Annotated in this window: 19 protein-coding genes; 10 read left to right on the forward strand and 9 right to left on the reverse strand. The window is 72.3% G+C overall.

The window, feature by feature from the left end:
* Nucleotides 1-11 precede the first annotated feature (11 nt).
* From ACZ4S3_RS28810 to ACZ4S3_RS28820, 3 genes are all read right to left on the reverse strand, one after another.
* Nucleotides 12-1,586, reverse strand: a complete 1,575-nt coding sequence (locus tag ACZ4S3_RS28810) for an acyl-CoA synthetase (RefSeq protein WP_467939177.1) — start codon at nucleotides 1,584-1,586, stop codon at nucleotides 12-14.
* The gene (locus ACZ4S3_RS28815; RefSeq protein WP_467939179.1) at nucleotides 1,583-2,692 is read right to left on the reverse strand and encodes an NAD(P)H-dependent flavin oxidoreductase; all 1,110 of its coding nucleotides are present in this window, start codon (nucleotides 2,690-2,692) and stop codon (nucleotides 1,583-1,585) included. The genes ACZ4S3_RS28810 and ACZ4S3_RS28815 overlap by 4 nt, the downstream gene beginning before the upstream one ends.
* 143 nt (nucleotides 2,693-2,835) lie before the next feature.
* The gene (locus ACZ4S3_RS28820; protein ID WP_467939181.1) at nucleotides 2,836-4,398 is read right to left on the reverse strand and encodes a phytoene desaturase family protein; all 1,563 of its coding nucleotides are present in this window, start codon (nucleotides 4,396-4,398) and stop codon (nucleotides 2,836-2,838) included.
* Nucleotides 4,399-4,576: 178 nt separating this feature from the next.
* Between ACZ4S3_RS28820 and ACZ4S3_RS28825 the strand changes: the two genes are divergently transcribed.
* Complete coding sequence (locus tag ACZ4S3_RS28825; protein WP_467939183.1) at nucleotides 4,577-5,884, forward strand: glycoside hydrolase family 27 protein; 1,308 nt, start codon at nucleotides 4,577-4,579, stop codon at nucleotides 5,882-5,884.
* Between the two features lie 16 nt (nucleotides 5,885-5,900).
* Here the strand turns inward: ACZ4S3_RS28825 and ACZ4S3_RS28830 are convergent, their stop codons facing one another.
* The 6 genes from ACZ4S3_RS28830 to ACZ4S3_RS28855 all read right to left on the reverse strand — a co-directional run bounded on the left by ACZ4S3_RS28830 (nucleotide 5,901) and on the right by ACZ4S3_RS28855 (nucleotide 12,699).
* Nucleotides 5,901-7,874: a serine/threonine-protein kinase gene (locus ACZ4S3_RS28830; protein ID WP_467939185.1), complete on the reverse strand. Its 1,974-nt coding sequence runs from the start codon at nucleotides 7,872-7,874 to the stop codon at nucleotides 5,901-5,903.
* A gap of 33 nt (nucleotides 7,875-7,907) precedes the next feature.
* Nucleotides 7,908-8,825, reverse strand: a complete 918-nt coding sequence (locus tag ACZ4S3_RS28835) for an oxygenase MpaB family protein (protein ID WP_467939187.1) — start codon at nucleotides 8,823-8,825, stop codon at nucleotides 7,908-7,910.
* Between the two features lie 40 nt (nucleotides 8,826-8,865).
* Complete coding sequence (locus ACZ4S3_RS28840) at nucleotides 8,866-10,056, reverse strand: acyl-CoA dehydrogenase family protein (protein WP_467939189.1); 1,191 nt, start codon at nucleotides 10,054-10,056, stop codon at nucleotides 8,866-8,868.
* 182 nt (nucleotides 10,057-10,238) lie between these two features.
* On the reverse strand, nucleotides 10,239-10,736 hold the full coding sequence (locus ACZ4S3_RS28845; RefSeq protein WP_467939191.1) for an SH3 domain-containing protein: 498 nt from the start codon (nucleotides 10,734-10,736) through the stop codon (nucleotides 10,239-10,241).
* A gap of 121 nt (nucleotides 10,737-10,857) precedes the next feature.
* A complete protein-coding gene (locus tag ACZ4S3_RS28850; protein WP_467939193.1) occupies nucleotides 10,858-11,448 on the reverse strand; it encodes a TetR/AcrR family transcriptional regulator in 591 nt (196 codons plus the stop codon).
* 111 nt (nucleotides 11,449-11,559) lie between these two features.
* Nucleotides 11,560-12,699: an FAD-dependent oxidoreductase gene (locus ACZ4S3_RS28855; protein ID WP_467939195.1), complete on the reverse strand. Its 1,140-nt coding sequence runs from the start codon at nucleotides 12,697-12,699 to the stop codon at nucleotides 11,560-11,562.
* A 241-nt stretch (nucleotides 12,700-12,940) separates the two neighbouring features.
* On the opposite strand from ACZ4S3_RS28855, the gene ACZ4S3_RS28860 reads away from it, so the two are divergent.
* The 9 genes from ACZ4S3_RS28860 (at nucleotide 12,941) to ACZ4S3_RS28900 (ending at nucleotide 24,658) form a co-directional block, all read left to right on the forward strand.
* Complete coding sequence (locus ACZ4S3_RS28860; protein WP_467939197.1) at nucleotides 12,941-13,951, forward strand: FecCD family ABC transporter permease; 1,011 nt, start codon at nucleotides 12,941-12,943, stop codon at nucleotides 13,949-13,951.
* A complete protein-coding gene (locus ACZ4S3_RS28865) occupies nucleotides 13,948-15,000 on the forward strand; it encodes a FecCD family ABC transporter permease (RefSeq protein WP_467939199.1) in 1,053 nt (350 codons plus the stop codon). The genes ACZ4S3_RS28860 and ACZ4S3_RS28865 overlap by 4 nt, the downstream gene beginning before the upstream one ends.
* The gene (locus ACZ4S3_RS28870) at nucleotides 15,000-15,812 is read left to right on the forward strand and encodes an ABC transporter ATP-binding protein (RefSeq protein ID WP_467939201.1); all 813 of its coding nucleotides are present in this window, start codon (nucleotides 15,000-15,002) and stop codon (nucleotides 15,810-15,812) included. Before ACZ4S3_RS28865 ends, ACZ4S3_RS28870 begins: the two co-directional genes overlap by 1 nt.
* Nucleotides 15,813-15,896: 84 nt before the next feature.
* Nucleotides 15,897-16,907 carry an ABC transporter substrate-binding protein gene (locus tag ACZ4S3_RS28875; protein WP_467939203.1) on the forward strand — a complete coding sequence of 337 codons (1,011 nt, stop codon included), beginning with the start codon at nucleotides 15,897-15,899 and terminating at the stop codon, nucleotides 16,905-16,907.
* A 351-nt stretch (nucleotides 16,908-17,258) separates the two neighbouring features.
* Nucleotides 17,259-18,449: an ATP-grasp domain-containing protein gene (locus ACZ4S3_RS28880; RefSeq protein ID WP_467939205.1), complete on the forward strand. Its 1,191-nt coding sequence runs from the start codon at nucleotides 17,259-17,261 to the stop codon at nucleotides 18,447-18,449.
* Nucleotides 18,446-20,251 (forward strand): IucA/IucC family protein, encoded by a 1,806-nt coding sequence (locus ACZ4S3_RS28885; protein ID WP_467939207.1) that lies wholly within the window; start codon nucleotides 18,446-18,448, stop codon nucleotides 20,249-20,251. The genes ACZ4S3_RS28880 and ACZ4S3_RS28885 overlap by 4 nt, the downstream gene beginning before the upstream one ends.
* A 44-nt stretch (nucleotides 20,252-20,295) precedes the next feature.
* Nucleotides 20,296-21,648 carry an MFS transporter gene (locus ACZ4S3_RS28890; protein ID WP_467939209.1) on the forward strand — a complete coding sequence of 451 codons (1,353 nt, stop codon included), beginning with the start codon at nucleotides 20,296-20,298 and terminating at the stop codon, nucleotides 21,646-21,648.
* Nucleotides 21,636-23,420 carry an IucA/IucC family protein gene (locus ACZ4S3_RS28895; RefSeq protein ID WP_467939211.1) on the forward strand — a complete coding sequence of 595 codons (1,785 nt, stop codon included), beginning with the start codon at nucleotides 21,636-21,638 and terminating at the stop codon, nucleotides 23,418-23,420. The genes ACZ4S3_RS28890 and ACZ4S3_RS28895 overlap by 13 nt, the downstream gene beginning before the upstream one ends.
* A complete protein-coding gene (locus ACZ4S3_RS28900; protein ID WP_467939213.1) occupies nucleotides 23,417-24,658 on the forward strand; it encodes a type III PLP-dependent enzyme in 1,242 nt (413 codons plus the stop codon). The genes ACZ4S3_RS28895 and ACZ4S3_RS28900 overlap by 4 nt, the downstream gene beginning before the upstream one ends.

Here is a 24,658-nt window from a genome sequence, read left to right on the forward strand (position 1 = left end):
CGGGGCGGCGGCTACACGGCGCGCTCCCGGCCCGCCCAGTACGGGTCGCGGAGCCGCCGCTTGTAGAGCTTGCCATTGGGGTCGCGGGGCAGGGCCTTGACGAAGTCGACGGAGCGGGGGCGCTTGTAGCCCGCCAGCCGGCGTGCGCAGTGCGCGAGGATCTCGTCGGCGAGCGCGGGCCCCGCCTCGTACCCCTCGGCGGGCTCGACGACGGCCTTGACCTGCTCGCCCCAGTCGTCGTGCGGGATGCCGAAGGCGGCGGCGTCGGCGACGGCGGGGTGGCCGAGCAGGGCGGACTCGATCTCGGCGGGGTAGATGTTGACCCCGCCCGAGATGATCATGTCGATCTTGCGGTCACGGAGGAAGAGATAGCCGTCCTCGTCCAGATAGCCGAGATCGCCGACGGTGAAGAAGTCGCCGATCCGGTTCTTCTTCGTCTTGCCCTCGTCCTTGTGATAGCTGAACCCGCCGGTGCTCATCTTCATGTAGACGGTGCCCAGTTCGCCGGGCGGCAGGCGTTTGCCGTCGTCGTCGAAGACCGCGAGTTCGCTGATCGGCCAGGGCTTTCCGACCGTACCGGGCTTCTTGAGCCAGTCCTCGGCGGTGGCGAAGGCGCCGCCGCCCTCGCTCGCCGCGTAGTACTCCTCGACGCAGCCGCCCCACCAGTCGATCATCGCGCGTTTGACGTGGTCGGGGCAGGGCGCTGCGCCGTGGATGGCGTGCCGCATGGACGTCACGTCGTAGGACGCCCGTACGTCTTCGGGGAGGGCGAGGAGGCGGTGGAACTGGGTGGGGACCATGTGGGTGTGGGTGCAGCGGTGCGCGTCGATCAGGGCCAGCATGTCCTGGGGCGTCCATTTGTCCATCAGGACGAGACGGTGCCCGATGTGCAAGGACGCGCCGGCGAATTGCAGCACGGCGGTGTGGTAGAGCGGCGAGCAGACGAGGTGGACGTTGTCGTCGAACGGCTTGATGCCGAAGATGCCGAGGAAGCCGCCGAGGTAGGTCTCCTCGGGGGGCTTGCCGGGCAGCGGGCGGCGGATGCCGCGGGGGCGTCCGGTGGTGCCCGAGGTGTAGTTCATGACCCAGCCCAGGGTGCGGTCGGCGGGCTCGGACTCCGGTTGGCCGGCCAGGAGCCGGGCGTAGGGCCGGAAACCTCCGATCGTGCCGACGGCGTACCGCTGTCCGGGCGGCAGGTTCGCCTCGTCGGCGGCCTGGCGGGCCGCGTCGCCGAAGCGCTCGTGGGCGAGAAGCACCTTCGCCCCGGAGTCGGCGACGATCCAGGCGACCTCGGGGCCGACCAGGTGGTGGTTGACGGGGACGAGGTAGAACCCGGCCTGGGACGCGGCGAGGTAGGCGGTGAGGAATTCGACGCCGTTGGGGAGGACGACGGCGAAGGCGTCGCCGCGCCGCAGGCCCGCCGCGCGCAGGCCGTGGACGAGTTGGTTGGTGGCGGCGTGCAGGCGGCCCGCGGACCACTCCTCGCCGTCCGGGGCGATCAGGACGGTGCGGTCCGGGTCGGCGGTGGCCTGCGCCCAGAAGCCGTTGGGGGGCCGGCTCTCCGCCGGGCTCACTGCCGGGCTCACTGCTGGCTCCTTCCGGCGATGCGGTTGATGCGGTCGATGGCCCGCTCGAAGCCGCGGGTGAGGTCGTCGAAGACCGCCTGCACGCTGCGTTCGCTGTTCATCCGGCCGACGATCTGCCCGACCGGCGTGCCCAGCAGCGGCTCCACCTCGTGCCGCTGGATACGGGAGTTGGCCTCGGCGACCAGCAGTCCTTGCAGCGGCATGGGGAGCGGGCCGGGACCGCTGGGGTCATCCCAGGCGTCGGTCCAGTCGGTGCGCAGCTGGCGGGCGGGCTTTCCGGTCAGGGCGCGGGAGCGGACGGTGTCGCCGGGGCCCGCGGCGAGCAGTTTCGCGGTCAGCCGGCGGGAGTGCAGCTCGGCCTCCTCGGTGGTCAGCCACAGCGAGCCGAGCCAGACGCCCTGTGCGCCGAGGGCGAGGCCGGCGGCTATCTGCTCACCGGTGCCGATGCCGCCGGCGGCGAGTACGGGCAACGGGTCGACGGCGGCGACCACTTCGGGGGTCAGGACCATGGTGGCGATCTCGCCGGTGTGCCCGCCGGCCTCGTACCCCTGGGCGACGACGATGTCGATGCCGGCCGCCTTGTGGTGCCGGGCGTGGCGGGGGCTGCCGGCCAGTGCGGCGACGAGTACGCCGTGGTCGTGGGCGCGCCGCACGACGTCGGGGGGCGGTGAGCCGAGGGCGTTGGCGAGCAGCTTGATCGGGTAGTCGAAGGCCACATCGAGCTGGGTGCGCGCGACCTGCTCCATCCAGCCGGTGATCCGCCAGCCGGACGACTCCCCCTCGGCGAGCCGCGGCACCTGGTGTTTGTCGAGGAGGGCGTCGACGAACTGGCGGTGCCCCTCGGGGATCATCGCCTCGACCTCGGCCTCGGTGACGCCCTCCACCTTCTTGGCGGGCATCACCACATCGAGGCCGTAGGGCAGCCCGTCGGTGTGTTCCTGCATCCAGTCGAGATCGCGGGCCAGCTCGTCCGGCGCGGTGTAGCGGACCGCGCCGAGCACCCCGAAGCCGCCCGCCCTCGTGATCGCCGCGGCGACCGCCGGGAAGGGCGTGAATCCGAAGACGGCGTGCTCGACGCCCAGCGTGTTGCTCAGCTCCGTCTGCATGGGCGCAGGATGCCGCAGCGGGGCGTCCGAGGGAAGAGATTTTCTGATGCTGCGTCAGAAACCTGGTGCGCGGCGGACGGAGGACGGGCCCTCGGCGGCCGGCACCGAAAGCCCGGACTCCCTCCCCGGCGGACACGGGCGGCTCACTCCTCCTCCAGCACGGCCATCGCCGCGTTGTGCCCCGGGATGCCGCTCACTCCCCCGCCGCGCACCGCGCCCGCGCCGCACAGCAGGACATTGGGGTGGCCGGTGGCCACGCCCCAGCGGGCCGGCGCTCCCGCGGTGTGCCCGTCCTTGGGATCCGCGTACGGAAATGCCAGATCGCGGTGGAAGATGTTGCCGCCCGGCAGGCCCAGCTCGCGGTCGAGATCGAGCGGGCTGCGGGCCTCGATACACGGGCGGCCGTCGGCGTCGCGGGCCAGGCAGTCGGCGAGAGGCTCCGCCAGGTGGGTGTCGAGTTCCGCGAGGGTGGCGGCCAGCAGCCGTTCGCGGGTGGTGTCGTTGTCGGCGGTGAACAGCCTCGCCGGGGCGTGCAGGCCGAAGAGGGTGAGCGTCTGGTAGCCCCGGCGGACCAGGTCGGCGCCGAGGATGGAGGGGTCGGTCAGGGAATGGCAGTAGATCTCGGAGGGCGGCGAGGAGGGGAGTTCGCCGGATGCGGCCTGCTGATAGGAGCGCTCCAGTTGGCCGTAGCCCTCGGCGATATGGAACGTGCCGGAGAAGGCCTCCCGTGGATCCACGCCGGTGTCCCGTAGCCGCGGCAGCCGGGTGAGCAGCATGTTCACCTTGAGCTGGGCGCCTTCGGCGGGCGGCGGCGGGGTCTCGCCCAGGAGGTGGGCCAGTTCGCGCGGGGAGGCGTTGACCAGGACCCGGCGGGCACCGACGGTGCCCAGCGGGGAGGTCACCTCCGCGCTGTGGCCGTCCGTCGCGATGGCGGTGACCGGGCAGTCGGTGAGGATCTCCGCGCCGGCGCGCCGGGCGGCGTCGGCCAGCGCGTCGGTGAGCGCGCCCATGCCGCCAATGGGGACGTCCCAGTCGCCGGTGCCGCCGCCGATGACGTGGTAGAGGAAGCAGCGGTTCTGGCGCAGAGAGGGGTCGTGGGCGGTGGCGAAGGTGCCGATCAGGGCGTCGGTCAGGACGACGCCGCGGACCAGGTCGTCGGTGAAGGTCCGCTCGACCAGCTCGCCCAGGGGGCGTTCGAAGAGGGCCTGCCAGGTGGCGTCGTCGTCGATCCTGGCGCGGAGCGCGGCGCGGGTGGGCAGCGGCTCGGTGAGGGTGGGGAAGACGCGGCCGGCGAGGCGGTGGGTGGTGCCGTAGAAGCGCTGCCAGGCGGCGAACTCCCGGTCGGAGCCGGTGAGTTGGGAGAAGGAGTCACGGCTACGGGCCTCGCCGCCGCCCACCAGGAGGCCGGTGGGGCGGCCGTCGCGGACCGTGGGGGTGTAGGAGGAGACGGTGCGTTTGCGGACCGCGAAGCGCAGGCCGAGGTCCCGCACGATCTTCGGCGGCAGCAGGCTGACGAGATAGGAGTAACGGGACAGCCGGGCGTCGACCCCGGCGAAGGCCCGGGTCGACACGGCCGCACCACCGGTGTGGTCCAGCCGCTCCAGCACCAGCACGCTGCGCCCGGCGCGTGCGAGATAGGCGGCGGCCACCAGTCCGTTGTGCCCGCCGCCGACGATGACCGCGTCATACGAAGTCCGTTCCGGCATGTCCTTGGAATAGCACGCGGCGATCTCGGTCGCCAGGCGCAGGCGGCTGAAACCTTCGGGCGGGTCGGTGCGGCTTCTTGACCGGGCGGTGGGCGACTTTTAGCGTCCGGCCGTGCGCCGCACCGCTTCCGCCAACGGTGTGCGCTCCGGCCGTCCCGCCCACCCCGTGAGGTGACCCGTGTCCCACCGTCAGGTACCCCGCACCGGCCGCACCTTCGCCGCACTGACCGCCGTCGCCGCCTGCTCGGCCGGGCTGCTCGCGGCCACCGCGCCCGCCTCCGCCGCCCCCGACCCGAGCCGTACCGCCGCCCGCCCGCGCGCCGCCGCGCCGTATCCGAATCTGGCCCCGACACCGCCGATGGGCTGGAACAACTGGTCGTACTACATGTGCGACATCAACGAGAAGGTCGTCCTGGACAACGCGCGAGCGCTGGTGCGGACCGGGCTGGCCGACAAGGGCTATGACACCGTCACCGTCGACGACTGCTGGATGGCCAAGCAACGCGGCCCCCAGGGCGAGCTGGTGCCGGACACGGCGAAGTTCCCGCACGGCATGGCGTACGTCGGACAGCAACTGCACCGGCTGGGCCTGAAATTCGGCATCTACGAGGACGTCGGCACCCTGACCTGCGGGAAATATCCGGGGAGCTATGGGCATTTCGCGGACGACGCGCGGCAGTTCGCCCGTTGGGGGGTCGACTACCTCAAGGCGGACGGCTGCAACGTGCCGCGCCCGGCCGGCCGCACCAAGGAGCAGATCTACCGCGACGTGTACGAGCAGCAGAGCCGGGCGCTGGAGGCCACCGGGCGGCCCATCACCTTCTCGGTGTCCGCGCCGGCCTATTTCCAGTACGACGGCGACAGCGTCTGGCATCGGGTCATCGGCTGGTCCGGTGAGGTCGGCAACCTGTGGCGGGGCGGCCGGGACATCGCGCTGGAGCAGCAGTCCCCGGCCACGAAGTGGTCGTCCATCGTCTACAACTTCCGCTACAACGCGGCGCTGGCGCCGCTCCAGCGGCCCGGACGCTGGAACGATCCGGACTTCCTGCTCGCGGGCGACTCGGGGCTGAACCGGCACGAGGTGCAGAGTCAGATGTCGCTGTGGGCGATGATGGCCGCGCCCCTGATCTCCAGTACGGATCTGGCCAAGCTGTCCCCAGAGGCGCGCCGGGTGCTGGGCAACCGGCACATCGTCGCCGTCGACCAGGACCCGCTCGGCGTACAGGGCAGGGTCATCGAGCAGAACGACGCCTTCACGGTGATGTCCAAACCGCTGAAGAACGGCGACCGGGCCGTGGCGCTGTTCAACTCGGGCGATACGCCGCGGACGGTGTCCACCTCGGCCAGGGCGGCGGGGCTGCCGAAGGCGTCCTCGTACGGGATGCGTGATCTGGTCACCGGGCGTGTCACGGACAGCGACGGGGACATCGTCGCGAAGGAGGTGCCGGCGCACGGCACCGTGCTCTACCGGGTCGCCGCGCGCTGACCCGGGATCCGCACCGCTACCGCCGCGCGGCGCGCTGCCGGCGCAGTGCCGCGACGCGGCGGTGGAGGGCGGCCGCCTCGTCCGTGCGGCCGAGCTGTTCCAGGCACTGGGCCTGGTCCGTACGGCTGGCCAGCGCGTCGAGATGGCCGGCGCCCAGGACCCGTTCGCGGGCGTCGGCCACCTGGCGGTAGCCGCTGAGCGCTTCGGACCAGCGGCCGAGCCAGCCGAGCGCCACCGCGATCTCCCGGCTGCTGACCAGGGTGTCGGGGTGGTCTGCGCCGAGCACCCGTCCGCGCGCCGCCGCCACGTCGCGGGCCTCGGCGAGCGCCTCCTCCCAGCGGCCCAGCCGCCCGAGGTTAACGCTCAGGCCGTGCCGGGCACGCAGGGTCTCCGGGTCGTCGGCGCCCTGTCCGCGGTTACGGGCCGCCACCAGGTCGCGGTAGAGCGCCAGGGCCTCGGCGCTGCGGCCCAGCCGGCCGAAGCTGATGCCGGTCTCGTAGCGGGCGGCGAGGGTGTCGGGGTGGGTGGGGCCGAGTGTGGCGGCACGCGCCGCCGCCACCTCCTGGTACGTCCGCAGCGCCTCCTCCCATTTCCCCAACTGCCCCATGACATAGGCGGTTTCGTAGCGGGTGACGAGGGTGTCGGGGTGCCGTGCGCCGAGCACCCTGGCGCGTGCGTCGGCCACCTCGCGGGCCACCGCGTAGCAGTCCTCCAGCCGGCCCAGGCGGGCCAGGCCGAACGCCAGGTGATGGCGGCAGCTGAGGGTGTCGGGGTGATCGGGGCCCAGGACGCGCTCGCGCCCGGCCAGCACTTCGGCACAGATCTGGTGCGCCTCGAAGTGGCGGCCGAGCCTGCCCAGCGCGAAGCCGGCCTCCAGGCGCGCGGTGAGGGCCTCGGGGGCATCCTCGGGCGGTGACGGCCGGGCGGTGACGGCGGCCGGGGACGCCTCGCGGCGCCGGTCGCCGCTGCCGCTGGTCCAGGTGTCGGTGAGGACGGCGGTGGCCTGGTCGGCCGGGTGCGGGTGCCGCCGGTGGGCCGTACCCGCCGGGGAGCCGGTGGTCATACCGCGGGTCCACGACGGTTGGCGCCGGGTGGGCTCGGTGTCGTCGTGCCCCGCCGGGAAGGGGCGCCCGGTCCGTCCATGGCGCGCGTCGGCAAGGCGTTTGACCAGCTCATCGGCGTCCTGGGGGCGGTCGTCCGGATCTTTGGCCAGCAGGTCGAGGACGATCCGTTCATACGCCTCGGGGAGGTCGGGGCGGTGCTGCCGCGGGGGCCGCGGGGCGGTATCGCGGTGGCCGACCAGTACCGCCCAGGCGTCGCCGGTGCCGAACGGCGGGGCGCCGGTGGCGATCTCGTACAGCACACAGCCCAGCGAGTACAGATCGCTGCGGTGGTCGACGGCGTCCGCGCCGATCTGCTCGGGCGACATGTAGTGCGGGCTGCCCATGGCGACGCCGGTGCCGGTCAGCCGGGCGGTGAATCCGATGTCGTGACCGAGCCGGGCGATGCCGAAGTCGCAGATCTTGACCGTGCCGTCGACCGTGCGCACGATGTTCGCCGGCTTCAGGTCGCGGTGCACGATGGCCTGGGCGTGGGTGTACGCGAGCGCGGCGCCGACCTGCTCGGCGATGTCGATGACGTCCGGGACGGGCAGCGGCCGGCGCCGGTTGTCGTCCAGCAGCTGGCTGAGATTGCGTCCGTTGAGCAGCTCCATGACGAGGAAGAGGGTGCCGTCGTCCTCGCCGAAGTCATGGACGACGGTGATCCCGCGGTGCTGGAGGCCGGCCGCGGCCCGCGCCTCGCGCCGGAAGCGCTCGCGCAGCACCGTCAAAAACCCCGGTTCGTGCCGCGGCCCCGTGGGCTTGAGGCACTTGACGGCGACCTGGCGGCCCAGCGATTCGTCCCGGGCCCGCCAGACCTCGCCCATACCGCCGCGCCCGATGGTGCCGAGCAGCCGGTACCGCCCCTGGATCAGCCTGTTTTCCGCCATCTTGTATCGCCGCCCCCGTCCACGTCCCCGCGTTCAGTCGTGCAGCTCCCCCTGCGGGTCCTCCTGGGCGTCCAGTATGGCGGCCGACCGGCGCAGCTTGTAGGGCGCTGGGCGGGTGCCGGGGCCGAGTCGCTCGACGGCGCGCAGGATGTGCCGGGGCGGGAGTTGCCAGCGCAGCGTGGGGGGAATGGCGCGCAGGATGCGGCCGGTGGCGCGCAGTCGGCGGGTGACGGTGGCGGGGGAGGGCGCCGGGCGCCCGTACAGCTCGTGGGCGTAGGGGGGCAGTGCGCCGTAGGCGAGGCCTGCCACCCGGTGCCACAGCAGTGCGCGGGCGGGGACGAGCGGGGCGGGGGTCGGCGGCCGGCGGAGGAAGTCGTCGACCTGCCGGGCCCCGGGGGTGAGCGCGAGCCGGGGCCGTACGGCCGCGAAGTAGGCGGCGAGCGCGGCACGGTCGCCGGGGACCCCGGCCGGGTCGAGGCCGACGAGCCGGGCGCTGACCCGGTGCTCCGCCAGATAGGCGTCGGCCTGGGCATCGGTGAGCGGGAAGCCGGAGCGGCGCAGTACGTGGAGGTAGGAGTCCACCTCGGCGCAGTGCACCCACAGCAGCAGGTCTGGCTCGTCGATGCCGTAACGCTCACCGGTGTCCGGGTCGAGAGCGGACAGCCGGCGGTGGATGCCGCGGACCGTGGCGCCGGCCCGCTCGGCGGCCTCGGTCGTGCCGTAGGTGAGGGTGCCGACGAAGTTCGCCGTACGCATCAGCCGGCCCCAGGCGTCGCGCCGGCCCCTCTTGTTCTTTTGGAAAGCAGCGGAATTCTGCATGACGCCGGCCACCGCGCGCGGGTGCAGCGCCTGGAGATAGAGGGCGCGGACGCCCGCGATCCACATCATGGGGTCAGCGTGCATCTGCCAGGTCACCGAGCGGGGCCCGAAGAGCCCGGGATCGCCTGCCATCACCGCACCTCCCGCGTCTTCCGCGTCTTCCGCTGCCGGATCAGCGCCGTACGCGGGGCATCCCGAGGCCTATCCACGAGATGATCTCGCGCTGGATCTCATTGTTGCCGCCGCCGAAGGTGAAGATGACGGCGGAGCGGTAGCCGCGTTCGAGTTCGCCGTGCAGCACCGCGCCCGCCGAGCCCTCCTTGAGCGGCCCCGCGGAGCCGACGATCTCCATCAGCCAGGCGTACGCGTCCCGCCGGGCCTCGGAGCCGTAGACCTTGACCGCGGAGGCGTCCTGCGGGGTGAGCGTGCCGTGCTGGAGCGCGTCGACCATCTGCCAGTTCAGCAGCTTCATCGCCTCCAGTTTGGTGTGGGTACGGGCCAGCCGTCCACGGACCCAGCCGAGGTCGATGACCCGGCGGCCGTCGGCAAGTTTGGTCGCGGAGGCCCAACGTTGGACGTCCGACATCGCGCGGATGGCCATGGTGCCGTGCGCGGCGAGGGTGACCCGCTCGTGGTTGAGCTGGTTGGTGATGATCCGCCATCCCTTGTTCTCCTGGCCGACGCGGCGGGAGGCGGGGACGGTGATGTTCTCGTAGTAGCTGGCGGTGGTGTCGTGCGAGGCGAGGGTGTTGATCAGGGTGCAGGAGTAGCCAGGGTCGCTGGTGGGGACCAGGAGCATGGTGATGCCCTTGTGGGGCGGCGCATCGGGATCGGTGCGGACGGCGAGCCAGACCCAGTCCGCGGTGTCGCCGTTGGTCGTCCAGATCTTCTGCCCGTTGACGGTGTAGTGGCCGCTCTCCTCGTCGCCTTCGCGTACGGCCCGGGTCTTGAGGGCCGCCAGGTCGGTGCCAGCGTCCGGTTCGCTGTAGCCGATGGCGAAGTCGATCTCGCCGGAGAGGATCCGGGGCAGGAAGTACGCCTTCTGCTCGTCGGTGCCGAACTGCATGATCGTCGGGCCTACGGTGTTCAGCGCCATCAGCGGCAGCGGCACCCCCGCCTGCGCGGCCTCGTCGAAAAAGATGAACTGTTCCAGCGGGGTCATCCCGCGGCCGCCGAATTCCTTGGGCCAGCCGACGCCGAGCCAGCCGTCGGCGCCCAGACGACGCACCGTCTCCCGGTAGAACCGCTTCTGCGCGGCGGGGTCGGCATACCGGGCGTAGGCGTTGTCCGGCACCCGTTCGGCGAAGTACGTCCGCAGCTCGGCGCGCAACTGCTGCTGCTCGGGGGAGTATTCGAGGTGCACGGCCCCTCCAGTTCGTCCGGTCCGGTCGCCGGCCCGACGGGTGCCGCGGTGCTGACGGTCCGTCGGATACCGGATCGAGGGGCACAGTAGAACTTGTTCCAGTAATACGGAAGGGTCCGCCGGACATACGGAAGGCCCGGTCCGGCACCCAGAGGTACCGGGCCGGGCCTCGCCGGGACCGGTCAGCCCACGGCGTGCTTCGACGACTTGCCGGGCTTGCTCGGCATGTTCGGCTTGTTCGGCTTGTTCGGCTTGTTCGACCTGCTCGGTACGCTCGGCATGACCTTGCGCGACAGATCCTTGCAGAACTTGACGGATCCGCTGTTGTTCACATGCTTCGCCGAGATCCAGCTGTCACGGGATTCACGGATCAGGTACCAGATGTTGTTCCCGTCGATGTTCTGCGCGCGAACCTTGCACTGCAGTCCGATCCGGGCCTGGTGGCGGACGTAGCCGCGCACCATGGCGTCCGTGCTCGGGTCCTGACGCAGGGCCAGGCCGTGGCTGGCGGTGATGGTGCCGTACGGCTTCGCGGCCGCACCCTGGGGCGGCGAGGGGGGTGCGGCCTGAGCGGGCGCCGCGGCGAGCAGCGTCGCACCGAGGGTGAGGGCCGCGGTCAGGGCACCTGCACCGGCCGCCAGCTGCTTACCTCGGCCCCCGAAGAAGTCGGTCGTGGACATATGGATCTCCTGTTCTTGACGCGCAATGCCACCATTGGCGCGAAGCGGACATTACGCGTAAATCAGAAGAATCCAGCGACGCAACGACGGCCGAGGAGCTATTCGTGTGACGAACTCACAATTAGCCCTGTCGGCCCCCCGGATCCCCCCAGCCGTGCCGCAGCAGCGCGAAGATCCGGTCCACCGCCGCCCCGGGGTCCGCGCGGCCGCCGGCCAGCCGGGGCGCGGCCAGCGCGTAGTGGGCCAGCGCACGGACCGCCACATCGTCCTCGTCGGCGCCCACCTCCGCGGCGATCGCCGCGGCCAGGGCCGTCTCGTGCCGCATCCACATGCGGTGCGCGTACTCACTGAGCGCCGGCGTGCCCTCGATCAGCTCCCGGAACGTCCGGAACTCCGGCACCTGATGAACCTTGAGCACCATGTCCCGCAGATGCCCGTGCAGTCCGTCCAGGACCGTCCGGCCGGGCTCGCGGTCGCGTACCGCCGCGACCAGCGCCGCACCCCGCTCGGTGTCCTGGTCGAACACCAACGCCTCTTTGCCGCTGAAGTGCTTGAACAGGGTGGTCACCGACACATCGGCGGCCTCGGCCACGTCCTTGACGCTCACCTGGTCGTATCCCCGCTCCAGGAACAGCCGAAGGGCGGCGTCCGCCAGCGCCTTGCGGGTCTGGGCCTTCTTGCGTTCCCGGCGGCCGGCTGTCGGCTCAGTCATCACGTCAGACCAACTCTCAGGGTTGAGCGGCTCGGAAAGTGGAGTCGCTACGGACAGTGGAGGCCATTGCGCCGTGGCCGGACCCGGAAGCGGCCGGCCCGGGGCGGCCGGTCAGGAGTAGCGGCGCAGATGGCGCAGGGAGCCCTGCGGGGCGTCCGGGGCGATGGCGTTGGCCAGGCCGCGGGCGGCGCCCTCGGCCGCTTGTGCGGCGCGGGGCAGCATGGTGGCCTCGTACGCGCGCACCGCCTCGTCCAACTCGGCGTGCCGGGCGAGGGACTGGGCGAGTTCACAGCCGTCGAGCATGGCCAGGTTGGCGCCCATACCGGAGAACGGCGTCATCAGATGCGCGGCGTCGCCGAGCAGCGTCAGCCCCGGGGTGTGCGTCCAGGTGTGGGGCACCGGCAGCGCGTACAGCGGCCGGTTGACGAACCCGCCGTCGCTGTCCCGCAGCAGTGCCAGCAGCCGGTCGTCCCAGCCGGCGAAGCGCTCCAGCAGGGCGGCCCGTACGGCCTCCGGGTCGGCCACGTTCACGCCGCCTTCCAGTGCCCAGTCCCGGGAGTCCCGGAAGGCGGCGTACACGCGGACACGGGCGCGGCTGTTGCGCTGGGCGATCAGGCCTTTGTTGTCGTGCGCGGCCATCATGCCGCCGTCGCCGACGAGTTGGGCGACGGCCGGGTGCCGGGTGTCGACGTCGTCGAAAAGGGTCTCGACGAAGGTGACGCCCGAGTAGTGGGGTGCGTCGTCCGAGAGCAGCGGCCGCACCCGGGACCAGGCCCCGTCGGCGCCGATGACCAGGTCGAAGGTCTCGGTATGGCCGCCGTCGAATTCCGCCGTGTGGGTGCCGTCGCCGCGCGGGTGGAGGGTGTGCAGATAGCGGCCCCAGTGAACGGTGCCGGGGGCGAGGGAATCCAGCAGCAGGCGGCGCAGTTCGCCGCGGTCGATCTCGGGTTTGCGCTGCTCGCCGGCGGCGGGCGCGTGCCGGAAGAGGACGGTGCCGGTGTGGTCCAGCAGCCGCATCTCCTGGCCCTCGGGGCGGGCGACGGCGAAGAATTCCTTGTCCAGGCCCGCCGCGCGCAGGGCCTCCTGTCCGGTGCCTTCCTGCATGTCGAGCGTGCCGCCTTGCGGGCGGTCTTCGGCGTACGCATCGCGGTCGAAGACGGTGACGGGGATGCCCTGCCGCTGGAGAACCCGGGCACAGATCAGCCCGCCGGGGCCGCCGCCGATGATCGCGATACGGGGGATGGTGGTCATGACCCAAGAAAAGCACAGTGACTAAGAAAGTGCAATCGATACACTTTTTAAGCGAGTCAACCGCGTGGGGTCGCATCACCCCACCTTTCGACGGAGCCTTCGAAAGGTGGGGTTCCATCCCGATTCCGCCGACGAAAAAGACAGTTGACCGCTTCCGCTCCCCCCACTTGCGCATTTAGGTATGCCTAACCTAATGTAACGACGCGTGCCGACGACCAAACCACCTGCCACCGCGCCCCCCGTGCCGGGTCCGCGCCCCGCCGCGCAGACCCGGCGGCGCATCCCGCTGTTCCTGGCCGGGCTCTGCGCGCTGGCGGTCTGCGTGGCGCTGAGCCTCGCGCTGGGTGCCCGCTCCGTACCGCTCTCCACCGTTCTCGACGCCCTGACCGGCACCGCGCACGGGCGCAACGCCCTTGTGGTGACGGGACTTCGGCTGCCGCGGACCATCATCGGCCTCGCGGTCGGCGCCGCGCTCGGCGTCGCCGGGGCGGTCGTCCAGGGCATCACCCGTAACCCGCTCGCCTCCCCGACCACGCTCGGCATCAACGCGGGCGCCGGCTTCGCCGTGGTCACCGCGATCTACGCGCTGCATCTGACCCGCCCCGCCGAATACCTCTGGTTCGCCTTCGCGGGCGCCGCGGCCGCCGCGGTCTTCGCCCAGGCGCTGGCCCGGCGGGCCGGCGATCTCGACCCGGCGCGGCTCGCGCTGGGCGGTACGGTCCTCCAACTCGTCCTGCTGTCCTGGACGTCGACGGTGATGCTGGCCAGCAAGCGGTCGCTGGACGAGGCCCGGTTCTGGCTGGCCGGCTCGCTGGCGGAGCGCCCGCTGGCGGTGCTCTGGCCGGTACTGCCGACCCTGGTGGCCGGCCTGGTCATCGCGCTGGCCCTCACTCCGGCGCTCAACGCGCTGGCCCTGGGCGACGATTCGGCACAGGCACTCGGTGTGCCGGTGACCCGGATCCGGCTGGCCGGCGGCCTCGCGGTGGTGCTGCTCGCCGCCTCGGCCGTCGCGGTGTGCGGTCCGCTCGCCTTCATCGGGCTGGCCGCGCCGCATCTCGTACGGCAGCTGCTGCGCACCTCCGACCACCGGGTCCTGATCCCCGGCTGCCTGATCGCCGGACCGCTGCTGTTGCTCGCCGCCGATGTTCTCGGACGGATCGTCATCCGGCCGTCGGAGCTGCAGGTCGGCATCATCAGCGCGTTCCTCGGCGCCCCGCTGCTGGCGCTGCTCGCCCGGAAGGTGGCCCGATGACCGACGTTCTACGTCCTACCTCTCCCGCCGCGCCAACCGCCGCCCGCCGCCGGCCGGTTCGCCGCATCCCGCTGGTCGCCCTCGGCACGCTCGTGGTGCTGGTCGCGCTCGTCACTGTGTCGGTGTCCACCGGCGATATGCCGCTGCCGCCTCTCGATGCCCTCAAGGGGCTGTTCGGGCTGGGCGATACGGCCACGGTGCTGATCGTCCAGGAGTTCCGGGCGCCGCGGATGGCCGCCGCGATCGTTGCGGGGGCCGGGCTGGCGGTGGCCGGTGCGCTGCTGCAGCGGCTGTTCCGTAATCCGCTCGCGTCTCCCGATGTGATGGGGGTGACCGGCGGCGCCTCGTTCGGTGCGGTGGTGATGCTGGCCGCCGGTGCCTCGCAGGCGCTGATGCCGGTGGCCGCGCTCGGCGGCGGGCTGCTCGCCGCGGTGCTGCTGGGCGTGCTGGGCCGGCGCTCCGGCGCCGGCGTGACCCGGCTGGTGCTGGTGGGCCTCGCCGTACAGGCCGGGCTCACCGCCGCGGTGAACTTCATGGTGGTCCGCTTCCCCACCGAGCTGGCGGGCTCCGCCCTCCAGTGGACGACCGGTTCGGTCTACGGACGGACCTGGACCGAAGTGTGGGCCGCGGGCGGCGCGGTGGCCGTGGCACTCGCCGTCGCCTTCGCGCTGCACCGCCGGCTGGCCGTACTCGACCTGGGCGACGATTCGGCCGGCGCGCTCGGGCTGAACACCGATGCCGCCCGCCTCCAGATCCTGGTGACCGCCATCGTGCTGGCCTCCCTGGCCGCCGCGCTCACCGGCCCGGTCGCCTTCGTCGCGCTGGCCGTCCCGCACATGGTGCGGTTCCTCGCCGGACCGCCGACCGCCGGAACGCTGGCGCTGACCGGCCTCGCCGGTGCCGTACTGCTGCTCGCCTCCGACCTGGTGGCGCAGCATCTGCTACCGGTCAGCGGGCTGCCGGTCGGGGTGGTCACCGCCACCCTGGGCGCGCCCTGGCTGCTGGTGCTGATGATCCGTCAGAGCAGTTCCGTGAACAGGAGTGTTTGATGACCGCCAACCAGCTCTCCACGCACGGACTCGATCTGCGCTACGGCGACCGGCTGATCGTCGGCGGCCTCGATCTGGTGCTGCCCGGCGGCGCCGTCACCGCCGTCGTCGGCCCCAACGCCTGCGGCAAGTCGACCCTGCTGCGCGGTCTGACCCGGCTGCTGCCGCCCGCCGCGGGCACCGTCGCCCTGGACGGCGCCGATATCCACCGGATGCCCGCGAAGGCGCTCGCGCTGCGGATGGGCCTGCTCCCCCAGCAGCCCGTCACCCCCGACGCGATCACCGTCGAGGCGCTGGTACGGCTCGGCCGCTACCCCCACCAGAAGCTGCTCAGCCCCTGGTCGGCGACCGATCAGCGGGCCGTGGACGAGGCCCTGGAGCGCACCGGGACCGCAGTACTGCGCGACCAGCCCGTCGACCAGCTCTCCGGCGGACAGCGGCAGCGGGCCTGGATCGCCCTGGCACTGGCACAGGACACCGATCTGCTGCTGCTCGACGAGCCCACCACCTTCCTCGACCTGCGGCACCAGATCGATGTCCTCGACCTGGTCGCCGAGTTGCACTCCGAGGCGGGCCGCACCGTGGTGATGGTGCTGCACGACCTCGGGCAGGCGGCCCGTTACGCGGACCATCTCGTGGTCCTCAAGGACGGGCAGCTGGCGGCGGCCGGTGCCCCGGCGGACGTCCTCGACGCGGAGCTGGTCAAGTCCGTGTTCGACGTGGACTGCCGGGTGATCCCCGACCCCGAGACCGGCACCCCGCTGGTCGTCCCCAAGGGCAGCGCGAAACGGCACACCGCCGCGACCGTCTGACCCTGCCGCTCTCCCCCACGAGCGCGCTCTCCCCTCCCTCTCTCCCCTCCCTCTCTCCCCTCCCCCGAAGGAAGTCGAACCCTGATGGTCACCAGAACCACCTTCCGCGGCATCCGCCGGCTGCCCGCCGCGCTGCTCGCCGTCGTCATGGGCACCGCCGCCCTCACCGCCTGTGGCGCCGGTTCCCCCGCCGGCGACGACGCGGCCAAGAAGGGCGGCGGCGCCTTCCCGCGCACCGTCAAGACCGCGATGGGCGACGTGCCGATCCCCGCGAAGCCGAAGCGCGTCGTCGTGCTGGACACCGGTGAGCTCGACGACGTCACCACGCTCGGCATCAAGCCGGTCGGCGCGGTCTCCCCGCACATGAAGACCGAGGGCGGCTTCCCCACGTACCTCAAGGGCGAGATCAACGGCGTCAAGGACGTCGGCCCGCTGCTGGAGCCGAACCTCGAGAAGATCATCGCGCTGAAGCCCGATCTGATCCTGTCCTCCAAGGTCCGGCACGGGAAGATCTACGACAAGCTCAAGGACATCGCGCCGACCGTCTTCACCGAGACCACCGGCGGTCCCTGGAAGGCCAATCTGAAGGTCCACGCCCAGGCCCTGGGCCTGGAGAAGGAGGCCGGCCAGAAGCTCAAGGAGTACGAGGAGCGGGCCAAGGCACTGGGCGCGGAGATCAAGAAGAAGTACCACGGCAAGATGCCATCGGCCTCCGTGGTGCGCTTTGTCGCCGGGCCGACCCGCCTCTACCAGAAGTCCTCCTACAGCGGCGTCGTCCTGAACGACATCGGGCTGGCCCGCCCGAAGTCCCAGAGCTCCACGGACCCGGCCAAGACCATGCTCGACGTCAGTCCGGAGGAGATCGACAAGGCCGAGGCCGACCTGGTCTTCGTCACCGTCGCGGATCTGCCGGACAAGACCCAGCAGAAGGACGTCACGTCCAACCCGGTCTGGAAGGCGCTGCCCGCCGTCAAGAACCACAAGGTCTTCGACGTGCCGGACGAGACGTGGATGTCCGGCATCGGCATCCAGGCCGCCGAGCACATGCTCGCCGACGTGGCGAAGGCCACCGGCGTGCCGCTGCCGAAGGCCTGACCGGCCGTCATCGCCGAACAATCGGCCGTCATCGCCGAACGACCGGCCTCACCGCCGGCCTCACCGCCGGCCTGACCGGCTGCCGTCGTCGGCCTGATCAGCCGTCACCGAAGGCCTGATCGGCGGCGAGAAGCGGCCGTCAGGAAGACGAGGTGCCCGCGGGCCTTGGACGTACGCCCCGTACGCCCTGTATGCCCTGTACGCCCTGCACCCGCTGCTCCGCGGCGCCTCCCTTCCCAACCCGGCAACGATTACGGAGAGTAATCAGTTCCTTTCGTAGGGTACCTGACCTCTTCCGGCCCGCGCCCGCCCGTCCCCCGCACCCCCCATGATCCCGAAGGGGTCCCGCTCATGCGGATGTATCTGCTCGCCCTCAACCCCACCGACTCGGTCACCGAGGGTTTTCTGCCCGCCGCCGCCCGCCTCGGTCTCGACGTCACGGTCCTGACCGACCAGCCCGAAGCGCACCGGCGCCGCTCCCCCCAGACCGAGGTCCTGGAGTGCGACGTCCATGACTTCCGCGCCGTCATCACCCGCGTAGCCGGCCACCGCCCGGCCGACGCGATCTTCACCAACAGCGACCATCTGCAGACCCAGGCGGCGCTGGCCGCCGCGTACTTCGGCCTGCCCGGCAAGGACTGGCGGGCCACGCTGCGCGCCAAGAACAAGGCCGAGATGCGGCGTCATCTCGCCGCCGTCGGAGCCGACACCGTACGGTCCGTGGAGCTCGCCCCCGGCCAGGACCCGGCCGCACTGGCCGCCGCCGGCCTGCCCTACCCCTGTGTCATCAAGCCCCGCGAGGGCGTGGCCAGCGAGGACGTCGTGCTGGCGGAGGGGCCCGAGGAACTGGTGCTGCGGGCCAAGGAGATCCGGGCGCGGCGGCCGGAAGCGGCGCTGGTCGCCGAGGAGTTCCTGGCCGGCGAGCTGTACACGCTGGAAACGCTCGGCGACGGCATGGTGCGCCACGCCCTGGGCGGATTCCACTCCGTCATCTCCGCGCCGCCGACCTTCATCGAGGAGCGGCACGCCTTCATCGCCGCCCATCCGGAGTCCGTGACCGCCCAGGTGCTGGCCCAGCTCGACGCGCTGGGTGTCGGGTTCGGCGCCTGCCACACGGAGTTCGTGGTGCACGAGGGCCGGGCGCGGCTCATCGAGGTGAACTACCGGGTCATCGGCGACCAGTGCGATCTGCTGCTCGCGCAGGTCCTGGACATCCCGCTGTTCGAGCACGTCCTGCGGACGCATCTGGGCGAGCCGCTGCCCGCGGACCTCGGCGCCCGCGGGGACGGCGCCGCCCGGGTGGAGTACGCCCTCGCCGACCGGGCCGGGACGCTCACCGCGGCCCCGGAAGCCGCGGACCGGACGGTGGACGGCATACGGCTGACCTACCGGCCCCTGCGTGCGGTCGGCACCGGGCACCCGCACTACCGCACCAACCGCGACTACCTCGGCGTGGTGCGGGCCATCGGCACCGACCAGGGCGCCGTGGACCGGGCCGTGGCCGCCTTCTTCGCCGCCGAGCGCTGGGAGATCTCGTCGTGAGCGTGGCACTGGAGACCACCGGCAGCCGGGCCGGGGACGCCTCGGGGGAAGCCGAGGAGTCCGAACTGCTGATACGGGTCCTGGGCGCGCTACTGCGCGAGGACGTCGTCGGGCTGCGCACCCGCGGCACCGTACTGGAGCGGCCGGACGGCCCCTGGCTGCGGCTGCCCGCGGACGAAGCGGCCGGCGCCCTGCTGCTGCCGCTCGGCGCGGACGGCTACCAGAGCGCGTACGCCGCCCGGCTGCCGCTGCTGGTCCGCGAGTCCGACGGCATCCGGCTGACCACGGTCGACGGTGTGCTGGGCGCGCTGCGGGCCCTCGCCGACCCCGAGGATCACGAGGGCTTCGACGCCTTCGCCGAGGAGTGCCGGCAGACCCTGGCGACGATGCGGCTGCACGCCCGTACGCGGAACGAGGCCGAGGTCGAGCTGACGAAGCGTCATGGGGACGATCCGGCGGCCTGGTCGGGGCTGGACGGCGGACTGGCGTACGACGCGCTGGCCGCCCGCCTCGACCATCCCGTCTATCCGGCCTCCCGGGGCCGGTCCGGCCTGGACGAGGCACAGCTGCGCGCGTACGCACCGGAGTTCCGGCCGGACTTCGCGCTGCGCTGGCTCGCCCTGCCGCGCGCCGCGGTCACCGTGGCCGGCGGCGAGGCGGCCCTGCCCGCCTGCTGGCCGACGCCTGCGGAACTGGGTCTGCCGCACCTCGACGGCAGTCATCTCCCCTTCCCCGTTCACCCGTTGACGCTCGGCGACCCGCTGCGCGAAGCGCTGCGCGAGAGGGGGCTGGAAGGCGAGGCGGTGCTGTCCGCGCACGCCCCGCTCGCCGCCGTCCCCACGCTGTCGATGCGCACCGTGGCCCTGCCCGCCGACCCGCGGCTGCACCTCAAGCTGCCGCTGGCCACCGCGACGCTGGGCCTGCGCAACCGGCGCACCATCAAGCCCCGTACGCTCATCGACGGTGCCGAGGGCCAGCGGCTGCTGGAGAAGGTGATCGCCCGCGAGCCGCGGTTCGCGGCTTCGGTCCTGCAGGCCGACGAGACCGTCTACGCGCACGCCGGCCACGAACTGCTGGCCGTGCTGTGCCGCCGCTATCCGGCCGGTCTCGAAGGCAGCGCCGTGGTGCCGATGGCCGCGCTGCTGAGCCGGGCGCCGGGCGGGCGGCTGGTGATCGACCACCTCGCCGACCGCTTCTACGGCGGCGACCCGCTGGCCCTGCTGGACGCCTGCCTCACTCTGCTGTTCGACTGGCAGACCACGCTCTTCGGTTACGGCATCGCGCTCGAATCCCACCAGCAGAACATTTCGCTGGTGCTGGACCGGGCGGCCGGCGGTACCCGGCTGCGGCTGCTGTTCAAGGACAATGACGCGCCGCGCATCAACACGCTCCGGCTGCGGGACACCCTGGGCGCGGACGCCCCGGACCTCGCGGACTTCGCCGACCCGCGGATATTCGCCGATGACGACCGGCCGGTGCTGGACCTGTTCACGACCATCACCCTCCATCTGTGCGCGGGCTCGTACGCCTTCGGGCTGGCCCGGCACGGGCGGGCACCGCTCGGGCGGCTGCTGGAGCTGGTCCGCGGCCGGCTCACCGAGGCCGTCGAGCGGCTGGGCACCGCTCCGGGCGAGCCGGGCGCCGCGCTGCGCGCCGCCGTCCTGGAGGCGCCCGAACTTCCGATAAAGGCCATGGTCAGCGCCGGGAGTCTGCTGTCCAAGGAGCGCTCGGGCGCCGCCGATATCAACAAGCACTACACCAGCGGCCCCAACTATCTGCTGCCGACGAGGAGTTCCCGATGAATTCCGCAACGTCACACACATCGAACGCGTCACGTGCGTCGGACATGTCACGGACGTCGGACACATCATCCACGTCAGACACCGCACGTACGGCAGGCACGTCACACCGGACCGCGGCGGACGCCGTCGAGACCAAGGTCCGGCCGGGGCTCGCGCGCCGTCAGGTGCATGCGGTGGCCGGCTGCTACTTCGTGGCGTCGTTCGCCGCCCTGGGCCTGCCGCCGTACCTCACCGAGATCCTGCCCGAGCTGGGCGACGGCGCCGCCCGCTGGGCCGGACTGCTCTATATCGTCCCGACCATCTTCGGCGCCATCGGGGCCCCGCTGTGGGGCCGCCTCGCCGACCGCTACGGACGTAAACGGCTGCTGCTGCGTGCGCAGTTGGGGCTCGCCGCCGCGTTCCTGCTGGCCGGCTGGGCGGACTCCCTCGGCACGTTCGCCGCGGCGCTGGTCGTCCAGGGTGTGCTGGGCGGTACCTTCGCCGCGTCAAATGGCTATCTGGGGGCGTCACTCGAGGGCCATGCGCTGTCCCGGGCGCTGACGGTGATGCAGGGCAGCGCCCGCGCGGCGCTGGTCTTCGCACCGATTGTCGTGGGCGCGCTGACGCCCTGGCTCTCGCCGCACCGGCAGTACGCCCTGCTGGCCGTGCTGCCGCTGGCCGCCGCCCTGATGCTGGCGGCCCTGCCGGAACCGCCGCGGGCGTCCTCGGCCGCGCGGCCGCAGGCCGCCACCGGGACCGGGACCGGGACCGGGACCGAGGCGGAGGGCACCACGGCCGTGGAGGCCGCCGCCGAGCCGTCCGGACGCGCCTCGGCCGCTTCCCTGCGTACCCTCTACGCGCTGGAGTTCGCCTTCGTCTTCTCGACCGTGATCTCCTTCCCGTACCTGATCTCGCTCATCAAGGAGCGCATACCGGGTACCGGACCGATGCTGTCCGGTGTGCTGTTCGCCCTGCCGCATATGTGTTACCTGGTCGCGGCGATGGCGGCGCATTCGCTGCTGCGCACCCGCCCCCGGCTCGGCATCGCGCTCGGCTTCGGCTGTATAGCGCTCGGGCTGGCAGGTCACGGCTTCGCCGACTCGCTCACCTCGTTCATCGCGGTCCGCCTGGTGCTCGGCGCCGGGCTCACCATGGGCCTGGTCTGTCTGTCCGTGCTGGCCGCCGACTGCGCCAAGGGCCGGTCCCCCGGCGGGCTGTTCGGCTCCATCGAATTCTTCTCCAAGGCCGGCGCCGTCGCCGCCGGCCTGGCCGCGGCGGCCGGTAACGACGTGTTCGGCCCCGCCGCGCCCCTCTTGATCGGTACCGCGATAGCCCTGGTCACAGTGCTCGTGACCGCCATCCCCGCTCTGCTGCCCCGTCTCCCCCGCACCCGCAGGAGCCCTCGATGCCCCCGCTGACCAATTCCCCCGGTACCGCCCCGGCCCCCGCCGCCCCCGTCGGCGCGCCCGCCGGTCCGCCCACCGCCGACCAGGCTGTCGCGCACACCCTGCTGAACTGTCTGCTGCGCGAGGTCTCCGGGCCCGAGCACCAGACCGCCGTCGACACCGGCCATCTGCTGCTCCGGCTGCCGCGCCGCGGTGTGCTGCTGCGCGTCGCGCTGCGCCGCACCTCGCTGCTCGGCGCGCACCGGTTCACCGGCCCGGTGTCCGAGGAGCGCGACGGCGGCTGGGCCGAGGTCGGCTGGCGCCGGCTGGCCGAGTACGTGCACGCCGAGCTGTCGCTGCGGACCGGTGTGCACAACGACGAGTTCCTGACGCAGATCGCCTCCAGCCACGAGGCCGTCTCCGCCGCGCTCGAAAGCCGTACGGTGCCGCGCCCGGCCGCCGGCACCGACGACGGGCCGGCCGCCTACCTCGCCTCGGAACAGTCCCTGATCCTCGGCCACCGCTTCCACCCCACCCCCAAGGCCCGCACCGGGGACGCCGCCTCCTGGCGGTCGTACGCGCCGGAGAGCGGGGCGTCCTTCCCGCTGCTGCTGCTCGCCGTACGCGACGAGCTGATCGCCGAGGAGTCCGCCGCACCCGGCGACACCGCACCCCTGGACGCGCTGCACCATGACGTCCCGGACGGCTACCGGCTGCTGCCCGTCCACCCCTGGCAGTACGAGATGCTGCGCGACCACCCCGTGCTGAAGGAGGCCCTGGACCGCGAGGACATCCTCGTCCTGGGTGCCGGCCGTACCCCGTTCGCGGCCACGGCGTCCGTCCGTACGCTCTACGACGGCGCGTCCTTCCTCAAGTTCAGCCTGAACGTCCGGATCACCAACTGCCTCCGGAAGAACGCCAGTTATGAGCTGTCGGGGGCGGTCGCCCTGACCCGGCTGCTGGAGCCGGTCCTCGCCGACCTGGCCGCCCGCTTCCCGGGCAGTGCGGTGCTCCGTGAGCCCGCCTACCGCAGCCTCGCGCTGCCGGGCCCGGACGGCCGCCCGGACACCGAGCTGCTCGAAGGGTTCGGCGTCATCATCCGCGAGGGCCTCGCCCAGCGGCTGCTCCCCGGCACCACCCCGCTGCTGGCCGCCGCGGTCGCCGACGAGTACCCCAACAGCGCAGCCCACATCTCCCGCCTCCTGGACGGCGCGGGCCCGCGGGCCGCGCTCGACTGGTGGGCGGCCTACCTCAAGCTGCTGCTCCCGCCGGTGCTCGCCGCCTACTTCGACCACGGCGTGGTACTGGAGCCGCACCTGCAGAACGTCGTGGTCTGCGTCGACGGCGACGGCATGCCCGCCCAGGTCCTCTTCCGTGACCTGGAGGGCACCAAGCTCGTCCCCGAGCAGCACACCGAGCTGCTCGCCGCGCTGCCCGACGCGGTCGCGGCGCCGATGACCTACGACGCCCAGCGCGGCTGGGACCGGGTGGTCTACTGCCTGCTGGTCAACCATGTCGCCGAGATGCTCGCCGCGCTCGCCGATCTGCACCCGGGCACCGAGGCGGAGCTGTGGGCCGAGGTCCGGCGCACGCTCCAGGCGCACGCCGACCGGTACGGCTGCCCGCCCCGGCTGGCCGCGCTGCTCGCCGGTGTGCCGCTGCCCGCCAAGGCCAATCTGCTGACCCGCTGGGAACGCAAGGCCGACCGCGAGGCCGGTTACGTCCTGCTGCCCTCGCCGCTCGCCGAGTCCGTCCTGACCGGCGCCGCACGCACCGACGACACCGCCCCCTGGAGCGCCCGATGACCGCCCCCACCCACCGCGTCCGCGCCCGCGCCCGCACCCTGCCGTCCGCGGAACTCCCGGCCTATGTCTATGACTTGACGGCTCTTGGGGAACACCTTGCCGGGATCCGGGCCGCCCTTCCCGCCCCCGTCGAGCTGTACTACGCCGCCAAGGCCAACCCGGAACCGGAGATCCTGACCGCGCTGCGCCCGTACGTCGACGGCTACGAGGTCTCCTCGGGCGGCGAGCTGGCTCACGTCTCCAAGGCCGTCCCCGGCTCCCCGCTGGCGTTCGGCGGCCCCGGCAAGACGCCCGCCGAGGTCACCCAGGCGCTGGACCTGGGCGTCGAGCGCTTCCACGTGGAGAGCGTGTACGAGCTCCATATGCTGGCCGAGCTCGCCGCCCGGCACCCCTCGGACCGCCGCATCGCCGTACTGCCGCGCTTCAACCTCCCCGTGGGCGACGGCGCCCTGGACGGCAGTTCGCTGGCCATGGGCGGCCGCCCCACACCCTTCGGCATGGACCCCGGCCGGGCCGACGAGGCCGTCGCGCTGCTCACCGACGGCACCTACCCGCACCTCGAACTCCGCGGTGTCCACGCCCACTTGGCGAGCGGCCTGGAGGCTCCGGAGCAGCTCGCCGTCGCGGAGGCCATCGTGACGTGGGCCGCGCGTCTCGCCGGACGCCACGGCATCGACCTCCGCGAGGTGACCATCGGCGGCGGTATGGCCGTCGACTACGCCGACCCCGATGCCCGCTTCGACTGGCCGGCCTACGGCGCGGGGCTCGCCCGCCTCGCCGCCGCCCACCCCGGCCTCACGCTGCGCATCGAGCCGGGCCGCGCGCTCACCGCGTACTGCGGCTGGTACGCCACCGAGGTGCTGGATGTGAAGCACAGTCACGGCGAGGAGTTCGCCGTGGTCCGCGGCGGCACCCACCATCTGCGCACCCCGGCGACCAAGGGACACGACCAGCCCTGCACGGTCCTGCCGTCCGAGGCGCCGTGGCCGCACGCCTGGCCCCGCTCGGCCGCGACGGGTGACCGTGTCACGCTGACCGGCCAGCTCTGCACGCCCAAGGACGTCCTCTCGCGCAATGTCCCGGCGCCGGGGCTGCGGGCCGGGGACCGGGTGGTGTTCGGCGTGGCCGGGGCGTACGCCTGGAACATCTCGCACCATGACTTCCTGATGCACCCGCGTCCCGGATTCCACTTCCTGGGCGGCACGGCGGCCGACGGCACCACGGAAGACGAGGCCTGA

Source organism: Streptomyces sp. NPDC028368 (assembly GCF_055565615.1).

Excerpts from the sequence above, each read along its gene's own strand:
- ACZ4S3_RS28855 (WP_467939195.1), bottom strand. The coding sequence starts at position 12,699 with ATGACCACCATCCCCCGTATCGCGATCATCGGCGGCGGCCCCGGCGGG.
- ACZ4S3_RS28830 (WP_467939185.1), bottom strand. The coding sequence starts at position 7,874 with ATGGCGGAAAACAGGCTGATCCAGGGGCGGTACCGGCTGCTCGGCACC.
- ACZ4S3_RS28835 (WP_467939187.1), bottom strand. The coding sequence starts at position 8,825 with ATGGCAGGCGATCCCGGGCTCTTCGGGCCCCGCTCGGTGACCTGGCAG.
- ACZ4S3_RS28880 (WP_467939205.1), top strand. The coding sequence starts at position 17,259 with ATGCGGATGTATCTGCTCGCCCTCAACCCCACCGACTCGGTCACCGAG.
- ACZ4S3_RS28865 (WP_467939199.1), top strand. The coding sequence starts at position 13,948 with ATGACCGACGTTCTACGTCCTACCTCTCCCGCCGCGCCAACCGCCGCC.
- ACZ4S3_RS28870 (WP_467939201.1), top strand. The coding sequence starts at position 15,000 with ATGACCGCCAACCAGCTCTCCACGCACGGACTCGATCTGCGCTACGGC.
- ACZ4S3_RS28815 (WP_467939179.1), bottom strand. The coding sequence starts at position 2,692 with ATGCAGACGGAGCTGAGCAACACGCTGGGCGTCGAGCACGCCGTCTTC.
- ACZ4S3_RS28875 (WP_467939203.1), top strand. The coding sequence starts at position 15,897 with ATGGTCACCAGAACCACCTTCCGCGGCATCCGCCGGCTGCCCGCCGCG.
- ACZ4S3_RS28890 (WP_467939209.1), top strand. The coding sequence starts at position 20,296 with ATGTCACGGACGTCGGACACATCATCCACGTCAGACACCGCACGTACG.
- ACZ4S3_RS28900 (WP_467939213.1), top strand. The coding sequence starts at position 23,417 with ATGACCGCCCCCACCCACCGCGTCCGCGCCCGCGCCCGCACCCTGCCG.
- ACZ4S3_RS28845 (WP_467939191.1), bottom strand. The coding sequence starts at position 10,736 with ATGTCCACGACCGACTTCTTCGGGGGCCGAGGTAAGCAGCTGGCGGCC.
- ACZ4S3_RS28850 (WP_467939193.1), bottom strand. The coding sequence starts at position 11,448 with ATGACTGAGCCGACAGCCGGCCGCCGGGAACGCAAGAAGGCCCAGACC.
- ACZ4S3_RS28895 (WP_467939211.1), top strand. The coding sequence starts at position 21,636 with ATGCCCCCGCTGACCAATTCCCCCGGTACCGCCCCGGCCCCCGCCGCC.
- ACZ4S3_RS28820 (WP_467939181.1), bottom strand. The coding sequence starts at position 4,398 with ATGCCGGAACGGACTTCGTATGACGCGGTCATCGTCGGCGGCGGGCAC.